The organism is Leeia speluncae, from assembly GCF_020564625.1.
GTDB classification, from domain to species: Bacteria; Pseudomonadota; Gammaproteobacteria; order Burkholderiales; family Leeiaceae; genus Leeia; species Leeia speluncae.
Genome location: NZ_JAJBZT010000005.1, coordinates 240788 through 258834, shown reverse-complemented (window position 1 = coordinate 258834; position 18047 = coordinate 240788). Strand labels below are relative to the sequence as shown.

Annotated in this window: 18 protein-coding genes; 8 read left to right on the top strand and 10 right to left on the bottom strand. The window is 46.5% G+C overall.

Translation table 11 applies throughout. The annotated features are described in order from the left end of the window. Nucleotides 1-2: 2 nt before the first annotated feature. Genes LIN78_RS10990 through LIN78_RS10975 form a run of 4 tightly spaced genes read right to left on the bottom strand, consistent with a single transcriptional unit; the run spans nucleotide 3 to nucleotide 2373 of the window. Nucleotides 3-515 (bottom strand): prolyl-tRNA synthetase associated domain-containing protein, encoded by a 513-nt coding sequence (locus LIN78_RS10990; protein WP_227180851.1) that lies wholly within the window; start codon nucleotides 513-515, stop codon nucleotides 3-5. Further along, a complete protein-coding gene (locus LIN78_RS10985; protein ID WP_227180849.1) occupies nucleotides 512-988 on the bottom strand; it encodes a PM0630 family protein in 477 nt (158 codons plus the stop codon). The genes LIN78_RS10990 and LIN78_RS10985 overlap by 4 nt, the downstream gene beginning before the upstream one ends. Beyond that, the gene (locus tag LIN78_RS10980; protein WP_227180848.1) at nucleotides 985-1488 is read right to left on the bottom strand and encodes a MarR family winged helix-turn-helix transcriptional regulator; all 504 of its coding nucleotides are present in this window, start codon (nucleotides 1486-1488) and stop codon (nucleotides 985-987) included. Before LIN78_RS10980 ends, LIN78_RS10985 begins: the two co-directional genes overlap by 4 nt. 36 nt (nucleotides 1489-1524) lie before the next feature. Then, the gene (locus tag LIN78_RS10975) at nucleotides 1525-2373 is read right to left on the bottom strand and encodes an EamA family transporter (RefSeq protein WP_227180847.1); all 849 of its coding nucleotides are present in this window, start codon (nucleotides 2371-2373) and stop codon (nucleotides 1525-1527) included. A gap of 136 nt (nucleotides 2374-2509) precedes the next feature. Here LIN78_RS10975 and LIN78_RS10970 point away from each other — a divergent pair, with 136 nt between their 5' ends. The 3 genes from LIN78_RS10970 to LIN78_RS10960 are packed head-to-tail and all read left to right on the top strand — an operon-like array spanning nucleotide 2510 to nucleotide 6644. Next, the gene (locus LIN78_RS10970) at nucleotides 2510-4027 is read left to right on the top strand and encodes a DUF4118 domain-containing protein (RefSeq protein ID WP_227180846.1); all 1518 of its coding nucleotides are present in this window, start codon (nucleotides 2510-2512) and stop codon (nucleotides 4025-4027) included. A 9-nt stretch (nucleotides 4028-4036) separates the two neighbouring features. Continuing rightward, nucleotides 4037-4720 (top strand): two-component system response regulator KdpE, encoded by a 684-nt coding sequence (gene kdpE, locus LIN78_RS10965; protein WP_308443956.1) that lies wholly within the window; start codon nucleotides 4037-4039, stop codon nucleotides 4718-4720. Nucleotides 4721-4775: 55 nt separating this feature from the next. Continuing rightward, nucleotides 4776-6644, top strand: a complete 1869-nt coding sequence (locus LIN78_RS10960; protein ID WP_227180843.1) for a potassium transporter Kup — start codon at nucleotides 4776-4778, stop codon at nucleotides 6642-6644. A gap of 63 nt (nucleotides 6645-6707) precedes the next feature. Here LIN78_RS10960 and LIN78_RS10955 read toward each other — a convergent pair whose 3' ends face one another. Genes LIN78_RS10955 through LIN78_RS10945 form a run of 3 tightly spaced genes read right to left on the bottom strand, consistent with a single transcriptional unit; the run spans nucleotide 6708 to nucleotide 8893 of the window. Continuing rightward, nucleotides 6708-8054: a deoxyguanosinetriphosphate triphosphohydrolase gene (locus LIN78_RS10955; RefSeq protein ID WP_227180970.1), complete on the bottom strand. Its 1347-nt coding sequence runs from the start codon at nucleotides 8052-8054 to the stop codon at nucleotides 6708-6710. A 27-nt stretch (nucleotides 8055-8081) separates the two neighbouring features. After that, nucleotides 8082-8261 carry an oxidoreductase-like domain-containing protein gene (locus LIN78_RS10950; RefSeq protein WP_227180841.1) on the bottom strand — a complete coding sequence of 60 codons (180 nt, stop codon included), beginning with the start codon at nucleotides 8259-8261 and terminating at the stop codon, nucleotides 8082-8084. Continuing rightward, nucleotides 8258-8893 (bottom strand): histidine phosphatase family protein, encoded by a 636-nt coding sequence (locus LIN78_RS10945; protein WP_227180840.1) that lies wholly within the window; start codon nucleotides 8891-8893, stop codon nucleotides 8258-8260. Before LIN78_RS10945 ends, LIN78_RS10950 begins: the two co-directional genes overlap by 4 nt. 207 nt (nucleotides 8894-9100) lie before the next feature. Here LIN78_RS10945 and LIN78_RS10940 point away from each other — a divergent pair, with 207 nt between their 5' ends. The 5 genes from LIN78_RS10940 to LIN78_RS10920 all read left to right on the top strand — a co-directional run bounded on the left by LIN78_RS10940 (nucleotide 9101) and on the right by LIN78_RS10920 (nucleotide 13422). Beyond that, a complete protein-coding gene (locus tag LIN78_RS10940; protein WP_227180838.1) occupies nucleotides 9101-10444 on the top strand; it encodes a COG3014 family protein in 1344 nt (447 codons plus the stop codon). Nucleotides 10445-10468: 24 nt separating this feature from the next. Then, the gene (locus tag LIN78_RS10935) at nucleotides 10469-10873 is read left to right on the top strand and encodes a DUF1425 domain-containing protein (protein WP_227180837.1); all 405 of its coding nucleotides are present in this window, start codon (nucleotides 10469-10471) and stop codon (nucleotides 10871-10873) included. A gap of 100 nt (nucleotides 10874-10973) precedes the next feature. Then, nucleotides 10974-11561: a penicillin-binding protein activator LpoB gene (gene lpoB / locus LIN78_RS10930; protein WP_227180836.1), complete on the top strand. Its 588-nt coding sequence runs from the start codon at nucleotides 10974-10976 to the stop codon at nucleotides 11559-11561. A gap of 27 nt (nucleotides 11562-11588) precedes the next feature. Beyond that, nucleotides 11589-12404: a hypothetical protein gene (locus LIN78_RS10925; protein WP_227180834.1), complete on the top strand. Its 816-nt coding sequence runs from the start codon at nucleotides 11589-11591 to the stop codon at nucleotides 12402-12404. 517 nt (nucleotides 12405-12921) lie between these two features. After that, nucleotides 12922-13422, top strand: a complete 501-nt coding sequence (locus LIN78_RS10920; protein WP_227180833.1) for an SRPBCC family protein — start codon at nucleotides 12922-12924, stop codon at nucleotides 13420-13422. A gap of 42 nt (nucleotides 13423-13464) precedes the next feature. Here the strand turns inward: LIN78_RS10920 and LIN78_RS10915 are convergent, their stop codons facing one another. The 3 genes from LIN78_RS10915 to LIN78_RS10905 all read right to left on the bottom strand — a co-directional run bounded on the left by LIN78_RS10915 (nucleotide 13465) and on the right by LIN78_RS10905 (nucleotide 18024). Then, on the bottom strand, nucleotides 13465-15600 hold the full coding sequence (locus LIN78_RS10915) for a UvrD-helicase domain-containing protein (protein WP_227180832.1): 2136 nt from the start codon (nucleotides 15598-15600) through the stop codon (nucleotides 13465-13467). 96 nt (nucleotides 15601-15696) lie between these two features. Then, nucleotides 15697-16611: a bestrophin family protein gene (locus LIN78_RS10910; RefSeq protein ID WP_227180831.1), complete on the bottom strand. Its 915-nt coding sequence runs from the start codon at nucleotides 16609-16611 to the stop codon at nucleotides 15697-15699. A 291-nt stretch (nucleotides 16612-16902) separates the two neighbouring features. Then, the gene (locus tag LIN78_RS10905) at nucleotides 16903-18024 is read right to left on the bottom strand and encodes a DmpA family aminopeptidase (protein WP_227180830.1); all 1122 of its coding nucleotides are present in this window, start codon (nucleotides 18022-18024) and stop codon (nucleotides 16903-16905) included. Nucleotides 18025-18047: the final 23 nt, after the last annotated feature.

Genomic DNA, 18047 nt, shown 5'->3' with positions numbered 1-18047 from the left:
TATTAAGCTGGCGCAAGGGCATCTCGTTGCAGTTCCTGAACCGTGTGCCCACATACCTCTTGAATAAATCTGAGTAAATCCTTTGTTGCGATGGATAATGTTTCGGTATTGACCAGCGGGTGAGCAAGAATCTGTTCCGCTTGGGCTAATTGGCTGTCTAGCAGCACTTCTACTGCGATTTCGACATCATTGCTTAAAGCGAGAAATGAAACCGCTCCGGGCGTAATGCCTAAATACTTTAATAAGCGTTCTGGTGAGGCAAATGTTAGGCCTTTCACACCTAAGTGTTCGCCTAATGCTTTGAGAGACACACTCGCCGTGTCTGGCAAGGTCACTAAGAAATGCCTTTTTCCTTTTCCATCTCTTAGAAATAGATTCTTCGTTTCTGCACCAGGTAAGTTGGGCGTTAATGCTCTTGCTTCTTCGCAAGTAAAAACTGGTGGGTGATAGAAGCGCTGATAGCTCACCTGATGTTGGTCCAAAAGCGAAATTAACGATTCAGTCGTTTGGCTCATTGATCCTCTCCTTTGGGATTTGCTTGAATCTCAAAAGGAAACGCTGCGATTAGCTTGCCGTTATAAAAGACGTTGATTTGGTGCTGGCCAGTTGGGTCGCCTTTGGCAATTGTCCAATCGTGATAAATCCAACCATCTTGCGGGAAAAGGTTGAGCCGTACGGTGGCTGTTTTTCGATCAGCCGAAATGCGAAAGTTATTGGACGGCACATCGTCGCCCCATGTAGCGGGCGCTTTGGGTAAGGTAAATTTTTCTTCGATCCAGATAGACTGAATATTTGGGGTGACTTGCATACGCCATCCATAATCTTGGCCGATCACGTAGGGGACATTATCTGATTCGATAAATTGATTGTCCGCATAATAGCCAAATTGTTTCACTAGAAAGGATGGGGTGGATACGGCTAAATTGCTGGCAAATGCAGGTAGGCAGATTAGCCAACTAAGCAACATCCATTTCCAGTTTTTGATCATGCTTTTGACTCCGGTAATTGTGCGACAAGTTGCTGAAGTAATTCATTTAACGCCATCTGTTTATCTTTGGATAATCCTGCGATTAATGATTGTTCTGTTGCTAAATGAACGGGCAAAATTTGATTAATCAGCGTAAGCCCTGTGTCTGTTAGTTGCACCAATGTACCTCTTCGATCCGTCGGGTGGGGTAAGCGCATCACCCAGCCTGCTTTTTCCAGCCGATCTATTCGGTTGGTCATGCCGCCAGAGCTAATCATTGCCGCACCAAATAGTTGGGTTGGGGTTAGCTGGTAGGGGCTGCCTGCACGGCGAAGGGTGGCCAATACGTCAAACTCTCCGGGGTGTAATCCAAAAGAGGCAAACAAAGGTTGAAGATGTTGCTGGCTAACAATTTGACTAATTTCTAATAATCTTCCAAGTAGCTCCATGGCCAAGAAGTCATCATTAGGAAATTCGTCTTTCCATTGGGAGACGGCGTAGGCTGCACGATCTGATTTCACGGTGTCTTGCTTTGCAAATTGTAAATAATAAGCGGTTTATCTTTTACCAAACTGGCCAAGCACAACACTGGCCAGAACTAGCGCCCCACCAACTAATTGCCATGAGTTCATTGCCTGCTGCAAGAAGGCAAAGCCTAGTATTGTCGCAACGACAGGGCTTAGCAATGCTAGCATGGTTACTCCTGTTACCGTCAGCTTCTGAATGCCGCGAAACCAGAGGGTATACGCTATCCCGGATCCAAAGACGGCTAGATACGCATACCCTAGATAATTCGGGATAGTGAGTTGGTCTAGTCGATATTCCATCAGGCAGGCAAAGGGTAATAGCATTAACCCGCCCATCCATAATTGCCATGCCGTTAAGGTTTGAATCGGCATATTTTTACACCATTTTCGCGTAAAAATAGTGCCCGTGGCGTTGGTTGCCGCCCCAATTAATGCCGCCAATATCCCAAGGCTGTCTAATGTTGCATCGGGCTTTAATACCATGAGCGCGACACCAAGGATTCCGCCAAGTGCTGCTAGCCACTGAAGTGGGTGTGGTTTTTGCTGTAAGACTAACCAAGATAAGAACCCTACTACAATCGGCTGAATGGCGCCCAACGTCGCCGCAACGCCGCCCGGAAGGCGATAGGCTGCCACGAATAGCAAGGCTTGGAAAATCGCGATGTTAAGAATTGAAAGGAGCGCTAGTTTTGGCCACATCGTTTTTGGTGGTGTATAGCTGCTCAGTAGGGCAAGCAGAATCCCAATCGGTAATACCCGAATCACCGCTGCCGTGAGTGGATGCGCAGGCGGAAGCAGTTCTGTTGTAATTAAATAGGTGCTACCCCAGATGACAGGTCCGATGGCGGTGAGCAAAATATCACTTGTTTTGATGGACATGATGGCGAATTAGAAAAGTGTCTTTATGTAAAGATACTTTGTATTAAGATGATTGTCGAATCATATTTACACTTTATTTATACGTGGCAATCACATCTTAGTAACTTTTTTGCACTGAACGAGTTATCTTATCGGCATGGATACTCAAGCCTATCTCTTACGACTAAGACAGCTGCCACATGCCTTTTGGGCAATATTGGCAACGTCGCTCACGACATTTACCGGATACCTATTGCACCCGTGGGTGGATCAGGCGAATACCGTAATGCTGTATCTGTTGAATGTGGTGGTATTAGCGACATTGGTGAATCGCTTCGCCGTATTTCTCTCGGTGGTGCTGTCTGTGGGCATGTTTGATTTCTTTTTTGTACCGCCGCATTTTTCCTTTGCAGTTGCTGATGCGCAATATCTCATTACCTTTCTCGTCATGATGATTACCGGTGGGCTCATTGCTGGCTTAACGGCTAATCTAAAAGCCCAAGTGGCACTGAATGCCGATGGTGCCCAGCAATCTAAGCAACTCTATGTTCTGGCGGAAGCGTTAGCCGGGGTGACGAATGTGGTCGATGCTTGCCAAGAGGTGAGACGGTTTAATGATCAAATTGGGCTGGTAGTTAAGTTCTACTTACCCCTCAACGCTGTGAGCGATATTTCAGATCAGGTAGATATCTCTATTTTAAATGCCACCATGCAGCATGGGTCTGTGGTGGAAACGGGTGGATTACATTCTGTTTCTGGCACGGCAATGCTACTGCCGATCGGTACGCGAGAAGAGAGTGTCGGTGTGCTGGTAGTGATGGCAGAAAAGCAGCATGGCAGTTGGCCGCTAGTTCATCGTGCACTACTTCAAACGGTGACCTCTTTATTAGCAACTACCTTGGCTCGTTTACAGTTGGAAGTATCTGAAAGTGCATCTCGGGTCGCTGTACATTCAGAGCGTTTAAGAAGCTCTTTGCTATCAGCGCTCTCGCATGATTTACGCACGCCGCTGACGGCACTGGTTGGCATCGCGGATACATTGGCTATGCACAAAGAGAAAACCGCGGAAGATAAAGAAGCGTTAATTTTATCTATGCAGCAACAAAGCCGTGCAATTGGCCATATGGTGACTAATTTGTTAGATATGGCGAAGCTACAGGCTGGTGCGGTAACGTTGCACAAAGAATGGCAGTTTTTGGATGAGGTGGTGTACAGCGCTGCACAATTGCTGGGGGGCGCATTAGCGCCGAATCGCTTAACCATCGAGATGCAAGATGACATGCCTCTGGTAGAGTTTGATGCCGTCATGATTGAACGTGTGGTGGGCAATTTACTGGAAAATGCAGTGAAATATGCACATCCTGATGCAAGTATCGCTGTGCAAATTGGGGCGGATGAAGCACGAGTTTGGTTAAGTGTAAAAGATATTGGCCCAGGGTTTCCTGCAGACAAATTAAATAGTTTATTTCTCCTTTTTGAACGTGGACATGCCGAGTCCGTCACACCTGGCATTGGGTTGGGATTGGCGATTGCGAGTGCAATTATGGCTGCGCATGGCGGCGATATTCAGGCTGCAAATCACCTTGATTCCAATCAGGAAGTGGCCGGTGCGGTAGTGACAATCACTCTGCCAAAAGGAAATGCACCGCAATTGTTGTTAGAAGAAGTGGATTAGGAGTAAATGATGGAACAATTAATTGTCCTGATCGAAGATGATCCACAAATTAGACGATTTGTTCGTATCTCTTTGGAGTCTGAAGGTTATCGTGTTCAAGAGGCGGACTCGGCCAGCAGAGGGCTAATTGAGGCGGCAACCAGAAAACCAGACTTGCTAATTGTCGATTTGGGTTTGCCTGATCGGGATGGCATTTCTCTCATTGAAGATTTTCGTGGATGGTCACAACATCCGGTGCTGGTGTTATCTGCCCGAACAGATGAATCAGACAAAATTGCGGCCCTCGATGCAGGGGCAGACGACTATTTAACCAAGCCATTTGGTGTGGGTGAGTTGTTAGCAAGGGTAAGGGCGCTGCTACGCCGCAGTGTGGGCGGTGGGGAAAATACACCTCGACACCAATTCGGTGAGGTAGTAGTGGATTTGGCCTTAAGACTAGTCTCTTTTCAAGGTGGAGAAGTCCATCTCACCCCAATTGAATATCGTTTATTGCAAACCTTAGTGGCGAACCCAAATAAAGTGCTGACACACCGCTTCTTGATGCAGGCGGTATGGGGGCCAAATCATGCAGAAAGCGGTCACTATCTTCGAATCTATCTAAGCCGGCTTCGCCAGAAATTAGAAGTCGATCCTACTCAGCCCAAACATTTCTTGACTGAAACCGGTATTGGATACCGGTTTCACCCCGGGTAATTTTATTTCTACCTTCTTCCTCGCTCGATACTTTTACTAAATTAGGAGCAATAACATGTCTACTGCGAAAGGCCGGACAGCGGCGCTTACGCTGGCGGCGCTCGGCGTTGTCTATGGTGATATTGGTACCAGTCCGTTATATACAATGAAAGAAATTTTTGCGGGTGGCCACCACCCTGTGCCGATGACGGCTGACAATATTCTTGGCATCTTATCGCTGATTTTTTGGTCGTTAATGGTGGTGGTTAGCCTAAAGTATGTCCTCTTTATTATGCGGGCAGATAACCATGGGGAAGGCGGTATTATGGCGCTCATGGCGCAAGTCCGTCATGCTATTCCCAATGCAAAGCTAACTGGCACCCTGATGGTGTTGGGCTTAATCGGTGCGGCATTATTTTATGGGGATAGTGTCTTAACGCCTGCCATCTCGGTGCTATCTGCCGTAGAAGGGTTAGGGATTGTTTCGTCGTCTTTAGATCGTTACATCGTCCCCATTGCACTTGTTATTTTGGTGAGTTTATTTGTTGTTCAAAAATATGGCACGGCAAAAGTGGGTATGTTTTTCGGGCCGATCATCATTGCGTGGTTTGTTACGCTAGCAGGACTTGGGCTATGGCATATTTATCAGTTCCCTGTGGTACTGAAAGCGCTAAACCCAATCTATGCGGTGCAGTTTTTTGTGAATCAACCAATCATCGGTTTTTTTGCGCTAGCGGCAACGGTACTGGCATTAACTGGTGGTGAAGCGCTGTACGCCGACATGGGGCATTTTGGACGTCGCCCCATTCAGATTGGCTGGTTTGGCATTGTCCTTCCTGGGCTGGTACTAAATTACTTTGGGCAGGGGGCTTTGCTAATTGCCAATCCAAGTGCTATTGAAAATCCATTTTATTTAATGGTGCCAAACTGGGCGGTTTTACCTTTGGTGATCTTGGCAACGATGGCGACCATTATTGCCTCGCAGGCGGTGATTTCGGGTGCGTACTCGGTGACGCAACAGGCGATACAGTTAGGTTATTTGCCAAGGATGAATATTCTGCACACCTCTAGCCAAGAAGCGGGGCAAGTCTATGTCCCTGCGATTAATTGGTCGTTGATGGTGGCGGTCGCCATTCTAGTGGTTAGTTTCCGCTCCTCTTCTAGTTTGGCGGCTGCGTATGGTATTGCGGTGACCGGCACGATGGCGATTACAACGATTCTCGCGGCTGTGGTGGTGAGAAAACTGTGGGGATGGTCGCGAGCAAAAGTGGCAGTAGTGGCCGGGCTCTTTCTATTGGTTGATATGGCTTACTTCAGCGCTAACTTAACCAAAATGTTTCAAGGTGGATGGTTCCCGCTAGCACTTGGGTTGGTGATTTTTGTGGTGATGACGACCTGGTTTAAAGGTAGAGCGTTGCTGAACCAACACAGAGAGAGCGATACCATGCCGCTAATTAGCTTTGTCGAAAGCATTGGTGAAGCCGCACCAACGGTTTCAGGTACGGCTGTCTTTATGACGAGCAATCCCGATCGCACCCCACATGCTTTGCTGCATAGCTTAAAGCATTATAAAAGCCTACATGAGCGAGTCATCATCATGACGGTAGACACGGTGGATGCCCCTTATGTGCCACCAGAATCATGTGTGCATGTGAAGCGTATTAATGATCAGTTTTGGCAAGTCAGGGTCAGTTTTGGGTTTATGGATCAACCACTATTACCACAGGCATTAGCAACGGCAGGGCTCAAAGAGTTGATGTTAGACGAAATGGATACGTCTTTCTTCTTAGGCAGAGAAACACTAGTGAAGCAGGTCGGCATGGGCTGGAGAAGTTGGCGTGCCAAGCTATTTATGGGGATGTTCCGTAATGCTGGTAGCGCGGCAGATTATTTCGGCTTACCGCCAAACAGAGTTGTCGAATTAGGGTCTCAAATCGTGCTATAAAACCAAAAAAGGCGGGTTCGCATGAGCTAATCCGCCTTTGTCATTTCTTTGTGCCGCTAGCAACTAGATAATGCCGACACCAGAAACTTCTCTGGCTAAGCCTGCGGCCGCGTTATCCGTCATGCTGCCAACGTAATCTAATACTGTCATATAGCAGGCATATAGGCCTTCTTGCACGGGGAGAGGTCGATCAAGTAAGGAGAGTTGAATCTTCTCTTTGGTCGACATAGCGTGTTCCCCTTTTGTCACCAATGTATGCACGCCGGGAATCAATACATTCAAGATCGTCGCCATACATGGGTAGGCAGCTACTTCCGTCACTACCTTGCTACGGTGACGGTAAACTTTGCGGCTAGCCAAGTCTTTTGCCGCCAATAGCGGGTGGTTGATTTCTTCAGGGCAGACAGCCAATAAATCTTTACCTGCAAATTGGCCATGCATTAGAGAATCATGATGTGCCATAAAGCGGTCTGCCAACGCCGTTACGCATTTACCCACCACTGTACCGCGCAATAAGGCGCATTTTTGCCGAGGGTCTGTGGTTCGCCAAACACGATCATCCAAGCCCGCTAACGGGGTTAGCAAACGCTCAAACTCATGCACATCCAGGATGCCAATTTCCACTGCATCTTCTAAATCGAGGATGGCATAACAAATATCGTCTGCTGCTTCCATCAGATAAGACAAGGGATGTCTTGCCCAGCGATTAGTTGACAGTTCAGGTAAGCCAAGTGATTCTGCAACCGCCTCAAAGTAGGGGAGTTCTGACTGGTATAAATTAAACTTTCCCGGTTTCGGCGAAACATCTACCGTCCACGGATATTTCATTAACGCACCCAATGCGGCGGCAGTTAAACGCATGCCGCCATCTTTTTCATACATTTCCAGCGCCGCAACCATTCGGAAGCCATGTGCATTGCCTTCATAGGTTTGCACATCCAAGGTTTCGGCAGGGGTTAGTCCTGCTAGAAAATGCGCTTGTGCCGGATCTCTAAACCAGACACGTAAAGCATCTTCGCCAGTATGGCCAAAAGGAGGGTTGCCAATATCGTGCGCGAGGCAAGCGACTTGCACAATGGCGCCAATATCAAATGGGGTGAATCCTGCAGGAAGCAAGCCATGCTGATCAAGCGCTGCGCCCACGCGGTTTCCTAACGATCGGCCAACAGACGATACTTCAACACTGTGCGTCAGGCGGTTGTGCGTATGATCATGAGAAGCCAAAGGATGAACCTGGGTTTTTCGCCCCAAGCGTCTAAAAGCGCTACTAAAGACTACACGATCATGATCAATGTGAAAGTCCGAGCGTAACCCGGAAGCCCCTTCTGCGGTTGCAGGAGAGACGGTTGGCACGGCTTTGCCATCTGCTATGCGAAATCGGGTAGTAGACAGCAGTTGCTGCCAATTCATGCGAGGGGTAGCGGTCACAATGATCAACTAAGTGTTAGGAGGGTTATCTTCTTCTTGAAGTGCTTGCCACATGGCTAGTTCTTCTCTGTATTGCCGTAAAGCCGCCTGATATCGATCCAACACACAATCTTCACAGCCGCTATCGCAACATTCTCCCTCTGCTGGTGGTTCGGGCGCTTCAGGTGGAAGATTGTCTAATGGATTCATAGTTCGTCTAATGTATTGGCTAAGTGAGATCGATCTGCCCAAGCTTCAATTTTCCAGCCATCTTCATCATTATGGCTAATCCAATTATAGGCGGCATTGGGGATAGGAAACTCACGTTGGGTATCAAGTGGCTGCTGATTAATCCAGCGATGCACAATATCCAATACGCCCCCATGTGTCACTAGAATAATGTATTCGCCTCGATGCTGCTTGGCAAGTCGATCCATTAATACCGTGATTCGATCATGCAACGATTGTAAAGACTCACCATTAACAGCATCAAACGATGGCGTTCTTGCATCGTAATGCGCGGTTTCTTCCGGGTACTGAGACAGCATTTCTTCGGGGTTTAGCCCCTGTAAAATGCCGTAGTGCCTTTCCCGTAAGCGCGAAGTCACGATAGGTAACAACCCGGTTTTCTTTGCTAAAGGTGCAGCCGTTTGGCGTGTGCGGGTCAGGTCACTCGCGTAAAGCGCAGTGTAGGGAAGATCTGGCAGGTGTTCGGCGACCTGTTCTGCTTGCGAAAGCCCTGTCTCATTCAAGGGTATATCTAAATGCCCTTGCAATCGACGTTCTACATTCCATGGCGTTTCACCATGCCGAATCAAACATAAATGCGTGATAGTTTTCATGCTAACTATTTTAGCATACGGTCTGTGTGATATGTGTTGCCTAATTGTTAATGCTTGCGACATATATAGGCGTTAAGTACAATGGCATTGATGAGATTGTTTGTAAAAGAATACAAAATTTGACCAAGATTAAAAACAATTCATTATTTATTGCAAATAATCGACGGAAAACAAACAGTTAAAATCGTATCAGGGTGGATATTAAAAATGATTAAAGCAACAATAGCTTTAGCTCTCGTGCTGGGCTTGACGGGTTGTGCCAATATGCTGCCAACCAAAGATTGGAAGACACGTCTTCCTGGTGCAGAAAAAGATATGAGCGTATCAGAAGACTTGCTGACTTCGCTCGAAGAAGGGGAGGCTCGCCGCATTACTGGCAACCAAGCAGGTGCCAATTTGGCTTGGCTAAGTGCTGATGAAAAAGTTAGAAAATGGGAGGATGTTGCCAAGAGTGCTCCTGAATCCTTACTTGAAGGCTTAGGGGCTGTATTAGTTAATGACAAAGTGAGATCTTACGATGGCAAGGACTTTGAACGAGTGGCGTTAGCCTCTCGCTTAGCTATGAGCTATCTTGCGCAAGGGGATTGGGACCGCGCCAGAACGGAGGTAACGAAACTACACGAAAGAGAAAGCGTGATTGCAGATCTTCGTGAAAAAGAAGTCGATAAACTGAAGTCTAAATCGAATTCAGACAATATTAATACTGATGTAATGGTCTTAAATGGCTATCCAGTCCATACGCTGAATAATCCAGAGGTAATTTCATTACGGAACGGATATCAAAGTGCAATTGGACATTATTTGGCAGGCTTTGTTTACGAGCAGTCAGGAGATTCGTCATTGGCAGCTGCTGGCTATCGGCAAGCAATTGAATTACGTCCTGATGTAAAAAGTCTCAAAAATGCATTGCAAGGCTTGGATCAGCGAGTTAAGAGGTCTGATCCTAAAGCCACCGATACCTTATTTATTGTGGAAGCAGGGGAGGTTACTCCTATTAAATCTCAGACGATCCCAATTCCGGTGAATACGCCAAATGGTTTTATTGCTGTGCCAATGTCATTCCCCATTATCCCTGACCAAATAGAGGCGCTTCTACCTCGATCGATTATCATTGATGGCCAAGCATTCAATGTGGATGGGGTTACCAATTATGAGGCGATGTCACGTCGTTCACTCAAGGATGAGATGCCTGCGATTATTCTGCGCAGTACTATCCGTGCGATAACTAAAGGAATTGCGATTAAAGAGGCGCAGCGTCAAGACAGTTTGGCAGGCTTGTTTGTCAATATTGTTGCGATGGCAACTGAAATGGCTGATGACCGCATGTGGCGAGCATTGCCTGCAAAAGTAGGAATTGCTAGAACAAAACTTACAGTAGGAAAGCATATATTGCAGGTTGATGGTTTGAGCTTTCCTTTCGAAGTTGCAGGGAAGTATGCTGCAATTTCGATGCGAACATTTCAAGGAAAAACTTTTGTAAGCTTCCCTAATGGCTTGACGGTTAGAACCGATATCCCTGTTGAGGTGGCGGATGCACCCGTAATTAAATAATTTTTAATAATGAAAGCATGAGATATGAAGTTTACTAAGTTGGTTGGTTTAATTTGCTTTACCCTGATTCTGAGTGCGCCGCCGGTGATGGCGGAGTCAATTGCTTCTAAGATTGAACAACTCGGCAAAATGGATGAGGTTTCTGTTGTTGGAATTAAGAAAGTTGTACGCGATGGCTTGGTGAGGCTTCAGATAGAACTGAGCAATGCTGATAACGAAATTCAACAATTCACTTGGCGCATACGCTGGTTAGATGATTCTGGGTTCCAAGTTGGAAGCGAAGAAGTCTGGAAGCCGGAAGTTATTTACGGTAAGCAGAAAAAAGTATTGTCTACTGTAGCACCTAGCCCACAGGCGACAGATTTTAAAGTGGAACTGTATAGCCCAGAAAACTATGCAAATGGGGCGAATGAACCGTCAAAGAATTAAGTAAAACTTCACCATCTTTGTAATGCATTCGATGTTGGGTGTAGTTTTATGATACGCAAAACTACACAGATAATTTATAAAAGTATAAGGATAGATAGTAATGAATAAGCTCATGACATGCTCGGTAATTAGTTTAGCTGCTTTGCTGAGCGCATGTGCAGCACAAGGTCCAATGAAAAAAGGTGATGTGTCATACGGTGATGCCAAAGCCGTTGAAACCGTTTCTAATGAGTTCGGTTCAACTGACTTACAGACCATTGCAGAAAGTATGGCGCGTTCTTTGGTTCAGTCCCAAGTTGTTCGTGGTCGCCCACTAATTACAATTGCTGACGTGAAGAACAAAACTAGTGAATACATCGATACTAAATCGATTACTGATTCAATTCGTACTCAATTGTTGAAGAGTGGTCAAGTTCGCTTTGCAACTGATATTAGCGGTATGCAGAGTCAAACAGATGAACTAGCTCGTCAAAATAATAGCGGTATGTACAAAAAGAGTACTCAAGCTAAAGTGGGTAAAATGGAAGGTGCCCAATATCGTCTTGAGGGTGAAATTACCTCTATTGTGAAGCGTAATTCTGACGTGAAAGATGTGTACTACAAGTTCTCATTGATTTTGACCAATAACGAGGCTGGTACGATCGAATGGGCAGACGAGAAAGAAATTCGCAAAACTTCTAAGCGTTAATTAGGCGCTCAATAGAAGGGGGTTAGTATGTTAAAAAAACTGTTAATGGCATGTGCTTGTTTCTTGCCTACGCTGGTGCAGGCCGAGTCTATCCCCAAAATTGCGGTGACAGATTTGGCTTACGAGGAAAAGGTCTCACATTACTTTCATGTGACTAGTTATAAGAACAAAGAGCGCTTAAATGCTTCTTCTCGTGGTCAAGAGAGTGCTTATGGAGCATCTGGTTCGGAACGTGTCTCTGCGAGTAGCGATACTGAGTACTTTGAAGCTTCCGGTGACTTTGAGACAATCGAGCGAGGTGAGTTGAGGAAGTTCACAGGCGATATTAAAGGCGAGATGTTAAAAAGTGGCGTATATCGCTTGGTGCAAGCTAGGCCCTATACAGCAAAAGAGAATGAGAAACTTTATGATGTGATTGATCGCATTAAAAAGGGCTATTTCCCAAATGCTGATTACGTATTGTTTAACACAATTACTTCCATTGATCCTCGTTCAGAAGAGAACCCTATTCAAGGTTCTAATGCAGTTAACCATTCTTTAAGTCTTGAACTAGTTGTTGAAAGCAGCCTAATTAATACCAAGACTTATGAAGTCAAGGCTGCTTTTTCTGCAATGGGCGAAGGTTCTGACAGTCGTTTAGTCAATATGGTTGGTCAAAAAGTGCAGTTATCTAAAGCGCGAGTAATGAAAGAGGTATCAGAGTCGCTAGGCAAAGATGTCGCTCGTCAATTGGAAGAACAGTTTATTCCTGGCGGTACAAGAAGTCGTTCTTCTCGTTCACAAAGTGGAAGTTATAATTCTATTGAAGTGCGTCAGAGAGAAGAAGTTGTGACATATAACTAATCGCATGCTTTACTCGTTTTAGGTTGATTTAATTGGCAAAAATAGGTAGTGCGAATGCACTGCCTATTTTTTTGAGAGTGGTTGAATCGATGGGGCGGGCTATACATAATAAAAAAGCCGCATTCAAATGAAAGCGGCTTATAGCTAGTGCATGTGCTTAGCGTTTAAAGATAAATAGAGCCCAGCCCATGATTTGCTCCTTTCTACTACTGGCGCTGTATCGCTTTGTGAGCGATACTCATCCCCAACCAGTTTTCCAGATCATGGAAACTGAATCGGATGACGCTGTACGCGGGCGGTTGCAACCCTTGCCAAATTGTCATGTCAACCACCGGCCACGGTTTGCACAGCAACTAAATCGCTCCGTTCCGGCCCATGTCATCCGGATGACGACATGCTTTGCTACATAATGTAACAGTTTGATATTACAGAAATTCTTCAAATTAATCTATGATGCTGATCAAAAGGTCAGGCAATTGTTGTACGCACCGAACAGTACTAGCTAGAGTAAAGTGTAATGAAATTTGAGCATATTATTGAGATTAATGACCTTGCAAACCCAATGGTGACGCCATTATCCGTAGAGCAACTATGGCAAGGGTTGATGCTGCGTGTAGAGTCGCCGCAATTATTTTTGCCACATATGGACGAAGTCCTTTTTTTGGCCAGAGGAGATAATTGGTTAGAAAGAGAAGTGGTATTTGGCAGTATGCGGGTAAGAGATCATATCCGTATGGACCCAATGGTGCGTATTGAGTTTGTCACCGAACCCAATGAGCAGCATCAAGGCGGCACGATGTCGATGCAAATTGAGATGCCAGAATCGAACCGCTTATTTGTGCGTTTTGCGTATGAAACAGGGCTAAGCGAAACAGAGACCCACAATGGGGTCAATGTGGCGAGTTATGTAAAGCAGGCGTATCAGCAACACGATATTGAAATGGTGAAGTTAATTCGTGAGATGGTGGAAGAAGGGTCGTTACCAACCACTACTCCAACTGCTAACAGACTTCAGTAAAGCAATATTCCCTGCGATGTACTTCACATAGCAGGGAATTATTTAGCGTGCCGCAGGTGCTAGGCGCGCGTAACTTAGCATTAGCCATTTGCTACCGGCACCATCAAAATTCACCTGCACGCGAGCATCTTCTCCACTCCCTTCTGCAGCGGTAATTACGCCCGAGCCAAATTTGGGATGCGCGACACTTTGGCCAACTTTAAAACCATGTAAGTCGCGTTTATCTGCAAATGTAGGGTTGGTGGTCGATGTTGGAATAGCCGCTGATGCCCGTTTATTAATCCACTGTAGCAGTGCTTCGGGAATTTCGCGCATAAAACGGCTAGGCAAGTTGTACCTTGTTTGTCCAAATAGTTGGCGCTGTGAAGCAAGTGTTAGGTATAAGCGTTGACGCGCACGGGTAATGGCCACGTACATTAGACGACGTTCTTCACCTACGCCATCTTCGGCCATGATGCTGTTTTCATGCGGGAATAGGCCTTCTTCTAGGCCACAGACGAAAACAACGTTAAATTCCAACCCTTTTGCGGCGTGAACGGTCATCATCTGCAAGGCATCGCTTGCCACTTCTGCTTGGTGTTCACCGGCTTCTAACGAGGCGTGTGCCAAGAAGTCTTCTACGCCACCTTCCGGGACTTCATGCATGAAGTTTTGTGCGGCGTTAAGCAATTCTTCCAAGTTTTCTAGACGATCTTCGCCGTCTTTTTCTGCGCGGTAGTAATCACGTAATCCAGAGCGATCTAGCAGAACGTCGATTTTTTCCATCAGCGGTAGTGGGGCGATTTCTTGGCTAAGGGTTTCAATGATTTTTACAAACTCACCGATTTTCTTGCCCGCGGCGCCGCTAGGCGGATGGCTGCAACTTGCATTCCAAAGCGAAAGGCCAGCCTCTCTTGCCGTCACTTGAACGGTTTCCATGGTGCGTGCTCCAATGCCCCTTGCCGGGAAATTAACTACACGCAGCCATGCGTTATCGTCATCGCGGTTGGCGGTTAGTCGAAGGTAGGCGAGTGCATGTTTGATCTCTTGTCGCTCGAAGAAGCGTAAGCCACCATACACCCGATAGGGGACGTTATTGGCAAATAATTGGTGCTCTAGTAAGCGTGATTGCGCATTGGAACGATACAAAATAGCGATATCTGCTAGTGCTGTACCTTCCCGATGCAGTTGCTTTACTTCGTCCACGATAAAGGCTGCTTCATCGTGATCGGTTAGGGCTTCAAACGCGCGAATGGGTTCGCCAGGGCCAGCTGCTGTCCACAGGTTTTTACCTAGACGGCCATCGTTATGTTCAATTAAGGCGTTAGCTGCATCCAAAATATTGCCAAATGAGCGGTAGTTTTGTTCAAGGCGAATGAAGTGTTGGATCTTAAATTCACGCTCGAAATCGCGCATATTGCCGACGTTTGCGCCACGGAAGGCATAAATCGACTGATCGTCATCGCCAACGGCAAACATAGCACTACCGTTACCAGCTAGGAGCTTTAACCACTGATATTGCAAGCGGTTGGTATCTTGGAATTCATCGACCAAGATGTGTTGAAAGCGGTGTTGATAGTGTTCGCGTAGTAGGGCGTTACGAGAGAGTAATTCGTAGGCGCGAAGCAGTAATTCTGCAAAATCGACCACGCCTTCACGGTTACATTGCGCATCGTATTCGGCGTAAATTTCGGTCATGCGACGGCTACCTGGATCGTAGCTTTCACATTCATGCGCGCGCATGCCAGCCTCTTTACGACCATTAATATAGTGCTGGACTTGCTTTGGCGGGGTACGCTCTTCATCAATATTCATCGCGCGCATCACGCGCTTGAGCAAGGAGAGTTGATCTTGCATATCCAGAATACTGAAGGTGGAAGGAAGCCCTGCTTCACGATGGTGGGCGCGTAATAGACGATTACATAATCCGTGGAAAGTGCCAATCCACATGCCACGCACATTAATCGGAAGCATGGCGGATAAGCGGGTGAGCATTTCTTTTGCCGCTTTATTGGTAAAGGTTACTGCCATGACGCCAAATGGGCTGATGTGGTTATTGTCGATTAACCAAGCGATACGAGTCGTGAGAACACGCGTTTTTCCGCTGCCTGCCCCGGCTAAAATAAGCGCGGAAGCATGAGGCAGGGTGACTGCTGCCAATTGTTCTGGATTGAGGCCTGTCAGGTATTCGGTACGCATCACAACTCTGCTGAGGTAATCACAAATGTGCGTATTGTAACCGGATTTTAAATCGAACGTCTGTTCTATTTGCGACAGGCCGGTTTTGGCTGTGGCTTAGGTTAATTGATAGTTTTCGTTTGGTTGTCTATCTGGTAGTGCCGGTTGGCCAGCCTGTTCGCGCAGTGTGGATTCCATTAATTGGCACATAAAGTCGAGTGCTAAATCATTTGAAGCGAAGCCAAATGGGTCTTCTAATTCTTCCGCAATCGCTTCTAGCGCAAGAAAGGTGTAGGCAACAAAAACGCTAATGACTGGGGTCATAAAACCAATTGAACTGACGAGCCCATACGGAAGTAAAGAGCAATAGATATAGACGGTGCGGTGTAGCAAAATGCTGTAGGCAAAAGGAATTGGCGTATTAGAAATCCGCTCATTTCCGCCGAGTGAATCAGACAAGCCAGAAATGCTTTCATCAATGGCGAGGTTGTTCATTGGGTCAATTAGCCCAGCACGCTTCGCTTCTTGCACACATTCGCCCATGATTTGGATGATTTGGGCTGGTTTGAAGCGACAGTCCTGCACGCGTTGTCTCCAGCGTAGCGGTACAAAACGGTTTACATCTTCAGTGGCATCGGTTTTTCTGAGTTGATGTTTCATGGTGTAGAAGAACGCCATGAGTAATTCCACCATTTCATCTTGTGCTTCTGGGCTCATATCCGTCATTGTTTTTAATTGTCGGATGAGGCTACGACCACGATTCAAGACGCTCCCCCATAATTTGCGGCTTTCCCAGTAGCGGTCGTAACAGGCGTTATTGCGAAATGACACAAAAATTGCCAATGCAACGCCTAACAAACTGAATGGAACAATATTGAGGGGGATGGGTTCTTTAAATAGCCAGTTATCTTGAATAATGGCTAAGACGGCAATCCCAAAGAACAGCAGTAATCTTGGCCAAATGGTAATCATGACCGAGCCACGCCAAACGAACAGCAGTTGAATCCAGCTGAGTTTTGGGCGAACAATCATGATGCACTTCCTTTGGGCGGGGGCGTTTTGAAAGCAGGAATTTTGCTCCCTAACTTTCTCTAGCGTCTATAGTATTCCGCCACAAAATATCGAAAAACTGAAAAAAATAGGATAAATATTTGCTTGCTAAGTAAGTTGGTTGGGTGTCTGGTCTTTTTAGTCTCAATGAGGGTTATATGTGTTGAGACTGTATTGCGCTGACGACTGATAAAAATAGCGAGGTAGAGTAGACAACCTACCTCGCAAAATGCAGGCGATATGACCTGCTGGTGGGGGTGAGTAATACTGTAATTATTGAGGTGACCAACCACACTGCTCAAGAGCATTCAGTAGTTGTCCCGGTGCAAGGCCATGCGCACGACTATGTTTATTTCCCTCTGTGGTTTCGGCTGCAAGTAGCACATTGATGATCGCTTCTTCAACCGCCTCTGCTGCCGCTGCTAACAACGGCGATAAATGATCGTTGTTGACCATTTGGATTGGGGTAGTGAAGTTTCCTTTCTTCCCATAATCTGCGACAGGTAGTTGCTGATTGCCTGTAGAAAATGCTAGGAAAATATCGCCACTGGAGTCTTCGGTTCCTCCGCCTGTCCGTGCAATACCAATCGATGCTCTTTGTGCTAAACGCTTGCATTGATGGGGTAATAGAGGGGCATCGGTAGCAATGGTCACTACAATCGACCCCATGCCCGGATGTGGCAGAGATTGCTCAGCAAAGGGTGAGGCAATGGCTTTAGTGGTGAGTATATCGCCGACTGGATAGCCTGCTACCCTTAAGGTATCCCTCATGCCATGGTTTGCTTGGACAATTGCCCCTACAGTCCAACCTCCTTGGGATGCAGCTAATTGGCGCGATGCAGTACCAATACCTCCTTTGAACTCATGACAAATCATGCCTGTCCCACCGCCAACAGCCCCTTCTTGAATTGATCCGTCACTTGCATCGGTTTGCGCGGCTTTTACATGTTCTGCCGTGATATGAAATCCATTGATGTCATTGAGTAAGCCATCGAATGTTTCCATTACTACAGGCATGGTCCAGTAAACACTATCTTCGTCTCGCAGTGATTCACGCTCTAAAGCGATGAGGGTGTCTCTCACAATACCAACACTGTGAGTATTGGTAAATGCAATGGGCGTTGTGAGTAGGCCGGCCTCTCTAATCCACTCTAGGCCCGTTGCATCGCCATTACCATTTAGCACATGTACACCTGCAAAGCAGGGAGATAACCGCGCATGACCGGCACGGGGTTCGATGACCGTCACACCGGTTCTTACTTTCCTGCCGTCTGCAAGATCATGGATGACGGTATGGTGACCAACACGAATCCCTATTACATCGGTAATGGCATTTAGTGGCCCTGGTTGGCCATTTCCTATGCGAATACCTAGATCTCTGGCGCGAGGTGACATGAGGTTCTCCATTTTTTTATTAA

Coding starts and splice junctions, on each gene's coding strand:
- LIN78_RS10990 (WP_227180851.1), bottom strand. CDS start 515: ATGAGCCAAACGACTGAATCGTTAATTTCGCTTTTGGACCAACATCAG.
- LIN78_RS10985 (WP_227180849.1), bottom strand. CDS start 988: ATGATCAAAAACTGGAAATGGATGTTGCTTAGTTGGCTAATCTGCCTA.
- LIN78_RS10975 (WP_227180847.1), bottom strand. CDS start 2,373: ATGTCCATCAAAACAAGTGATATTTTGCTCACCGCCATCGGACCTGTC.
- LIN78_RS10970 (WP_227180846.1), top strand. CDS start 2,510: ATGGATACTCAAGCCTATCTCTTACGACTAAGACAGCTGCCACATGCC.
- kdpE (WP_308443956.1), top strand. CDS start 4,037: ATGGAACAATTAATTGTCCTGATCGAAGATGATCCACAAATTAGACGA.
- LIN78_RS10960 (WP_227180843.1), top strand. CDS start 4,776: ATGTCTACTGCGAAAGGCCGGACAGCGGCGCTTACGCTGGCGGCGCTC.
- LIN78_RS10955 (WP_227180970.1), bottom strand. CDS start 8,054: ATGAATTGGCAGCAACTGCTGTCTACTACCCGATTTCGCATAGCAGAT.
- LIN78_RS10950 (WP_227180841.1), bottom strand. CDS start 8,261: ATGAATCCATTAGACAATCTTCCACCTGAAGCGCCCGAACCACCAGCA.
- LIN78_RS10945 (WP_227180840.1), bottom strand. CDS start 8,893: ATGAAAACTATCACGCATTTATGTTTGATTCGGCATGGTGAAACGCCA.
- LIN78_RS10940 (WP_227180838.1), top strand. CDS start 9,101: ATGATTAAAGCAACAATAGCTTTAGCTCTCGTGCTGGGCTTGACGGGT.
- LIN78_RS10935 (WP_227180837.1), top strand. CDS start 10,469: ATGAAGTTTACTAAGTTGGTTGGTTTAATTTGCTTTACCCTGATTCTG.
- lpoB (WP_227180836.1), top strand. CDS start 10,974: ATGAATAAGCTCATGACATGCTCGGTAATTAGTTTAGCTGCTTTGCTG.
- LIN78_RS10925 (WP_227180834.1), top strand. CDS start 11,589: ATGTTAAAAAAACTGTTAATGGCATGTGCTTGTTTCTTGCCTACGCTG.
- LIN78_RS10920 (WP_227180833.1), top strand. CDS start 12,922: ATGAAATTTGAGCATATTATTGAGATTAATGACCTTGCAAACCCAATG.
- LIN78_RS10915 (WP_227180832.1), bottom strand. CDS start 15,600: ATGCGTACCGAATACCTGACAGGCCTCAATCCAGAACAATTGGCAGCA.
- LIN78_RS10910 (WP_227180831.1), bottom strand. CDS start 16,611: ATGATTGTTCGCCCAAAACTCAGCTGGATTCAACTGCTGTTCGTTTGG.
- LIN78_RS10905 (WP_227180830.1), bottom strand. CDS start 18,024: ATGTCACCTCGCGCCAGAGATCTAGGTATTCGCATAGGAAATGGCCAA.